This is a genomic window from Bowmanella yangjiangensis (assembly GCF_017255015.1).
In the GTDB taxonomy this organism is placed as follows: Bacteria; Pseudomonadota; Gammaproteobacteria; order Enterobacterales; family Alteromonadaceae; genus Bowmanella; species Bowmanella yangjiangensis.
Genome location: NZ_JAFKCS010000111.1, coordinates 1 through 2511, shown reverse-complemented (window position 1 = coordinate 2511; position 2511 = coordinate 1). Strand labels below are relative to the sequence as shown.

At 66.0% G+C, this 2511-nt stretch carries 3 protein-coding genes; all 3 read right to left on the bottom strand.

Features of this window, described 5'->3' with window-relative positions; all coding sequences use genetic code 11:
- Window positions 1-481: GlcG/HbpS family heme-binding protein (locus J0A65_RS22315; RefSeq protein WP_206596519.1), on the bottom strand; the 481-nt coding region annotated here is incomplete at its 3' end.
- A gap of 93 nt (window positions 482-574) precedes the next feature.
- A complete protein-coding gene (locus J0A65_RS22310) occupies window positions 575-1201 on the bottom strand; it encodes a response regulator transcription factor (protein ID WP_206596518.1) in 627 nt (208 codons plus the stop codon).
- The coding region (locus J0A65_RS22305) for a sensor histidine kinase (RefSeq protein ID WP_232850103.1) at window positions 1198-2511 on the bottom strand (1314 nt) is incomplete at its 5' end. The genes J0A65_RS22305 and J0A65_RS22310, both read right to left, overlap by 4 nt.

Sequence of the window (2511 nt, the reverse complement as noted above, 5' to 3'; positions counted from 1 at the left end):
ACAACGCGGCATTCGCTGCCAGGACCTCATCGGCGCACTGTGCGTCCAGGTGACCACCCGGAGCACCTGCCACACCGATGGCCCCGATGACTGTGTCGCCGGCCTTGACCGGAACCCCGCCACCCAGCAACAGGAAACCCGGAATATCGGTGAGGTTGGCTGCGCCGGGGTTCTTCTGCGCGTTCTCCATGATTGCCAGCGTAGGGGCCTTGGCCGACGCCGAGGTGAAGGCCTTGGCCCTGCTGGCCTCGATCGTGTGTGGGCCAGCGTTGTCCGCGCGGGCAAAGGCCTTCAGCAGGCCGGCACGATCCACCACCGAAGCGCTGACGTTGTAACCTTTGGCGGAGCAGGCCGCGACGGTCGCACTGGCGAGTTTCTGCGCGTCGGCCGTCGACAGATTGCCTTCATTGAGAACCGCGCCGTTGGCGACGTTGACGAGGGCGAACGAGCAGAGCAGGGCAGCTAGGGATGAACGAGTCATGGGACTTTCCTTTCAGTCGGATCAGGAGTCGCCAGTCTGGTCGCATGCCCCTCGCCGCGGTATTCGCCCGACTACTCGTCGTTCTCCGTAGCGCTACGGAGACGGTTCATCCAGCAGGCTGGCGTACTGGCGGATCAGCTGTGCCAGCGAGTCAGCTTCGAGCTTGTCGAAGACGTTGGCCCGGTAGGTTTCCACGGTTCGCGGCGAGAGCTCCAGCTCCCGCGCAATCTCCTTGTTGCTCATGCCCGTGACGATGCGCACCAGCACGTCATGCTCGCGTCCGGACAAGCGCGCCAGGCGCTCGCTGGCCGCCAGGGTGACGGCCTGACGCTCCCGGCTGGCGATATGCAGACGTACAGCGGCTTGCACCGCATCCAGGAACACATCGTCATCCACGGGCTTCTGCAGGAACTCCATGGCGCCGCCCTTGAAGGCGCGGCGACACAGATCGACGTTGCCATGCCCGGTCAGCATCACCACCGGCAGATCGGAGCATTCGGCGAGCCGTTCCAGTAGCTCCAGCCCACCCATGCCCGGCATGCGAATGTCCAGCACGACGCAGCCGATCGACTGCGCCGACAGCGTGGCGAGAAATGCCTGCGGATCGCCATGGCTCTCGCTGCGCAAGCCGACGCTGCGCAGCAGCAGGGCCAGAGCATCACGCACGGCGTCATCATCGTCGACCAGGTAAACCAGCGGGGAATGGGAGAGGGCGCTCATGCATCGGCTCCGGCAAGGGGCAGGCGCAGGGTGAAGCAGGCGCCGCCCGTGTCCAGGTTGCGCGCGCTGAGGCGGCCGTCCATAGCGCCGGCCAGCGTCTCGCACAATGTCAGGCCCAGCCCCATGCCGTGCTGGCGTGACGTATAGAACGGCTCGAACAGGCGTGGTAACGCTTCGTCTGTGATGCCCGGACCATCGTCGCTGACATGGAATACATACGCATCGTCCTCGACGCCGCCACTGACCAGGATGTTGCGGGTGCCACTCATGTCAGCTGCGTTCTGCACCAGGTTGTGCACTATCTGCTCAAGCGCGACCCGATCGCCCAGCGGGCATTCACCCGGGCTGGCATTGGACCAGCTCAGGCGAATGCCCTGGCGGGCCAGCTCCTCGGCGCGTAGAAACAGTAGCGAGGCCATCAGCTGTTCGGCATCCACCGGTGCACGCGTCGACGGCGAGCTGGACTGCACCAGATCGCGCAATCGGCTGATGATGTCCGCCGCACGGCGTGCCTGGGCAGCGCTGGCAAGCAGCGCCTGGCGTACGACAGGGCGCTCGTCCTCGTCGTCGAGCAGGCGCTCGGCTGCACGCACCTGGGCGAGAATCGCCGTCAGTGGCTGGTTCAGCTCATGGGCGATGCCTGCGGCCATTTCACCCAGCGAACCCAGACGGGCCATCTGCGCCAGGCGGGCTTGCTCCTGCTGTCGCCGAGCCTCGGCGCGCGTGCGCTGCCAGGCCGTGCCGGCAACGGCCAGCAGAGCGCTGGCGAACGCCCATGTCAGCCATGCCGGCCAGGGCCAGTCAGCTGGCGTCAGGGTCCGCCAGCTGTGCAAGGCAAAGGGCTGGCTGACGGCTCCCAGCGGTTTGCGCAGGTCGAACGTCCAACCCACAGAAAGGTCCCCGGGCTGACGGGCCAGCAGCGTGAGCGGTCCGTTGCCCAGATCCAGAGTCAACACACCCAATGATGGCGGGAATTCATCGGCGGAGAGCAATTGCCGTGCATCCAGCAGCAGGCTCCAGCCTGACGGCGCGACCAGCCAGTAACGCGACTGCTCCTGAGGCAAGGTGACAGGCCGCTGCAGTTGGCGCGCTCGTTCGAGCATCATCGCCAGTTCAGCAGGCGCTGCCTGAGTTGCCATCCAGGTGCCGTTGCGAAACAGCCCGAGACCCTGCAACTGCGGCATGCTTGGTTGCAGGCTGGGCAACAGGCGTTCGGGCGCCGGCGGATTCGCCAACGCCGCCAGCGTTGCCAGGACGGCCTCGTGCTGCACGGTCTTCTGACTGAGCATGCGCTGGGCGATGCTGGTGTC

Bases quoted from the DNA above. Each gene is read 5' to 3' on its own strand.
- J0A65_RS22310 (WP_206596518.1), bottom strand. From the start codon at position 1,201: ATGAGCGCCCTCTCCCATTCCCCGCTGGTTTACCTGGTCGACGATGAT.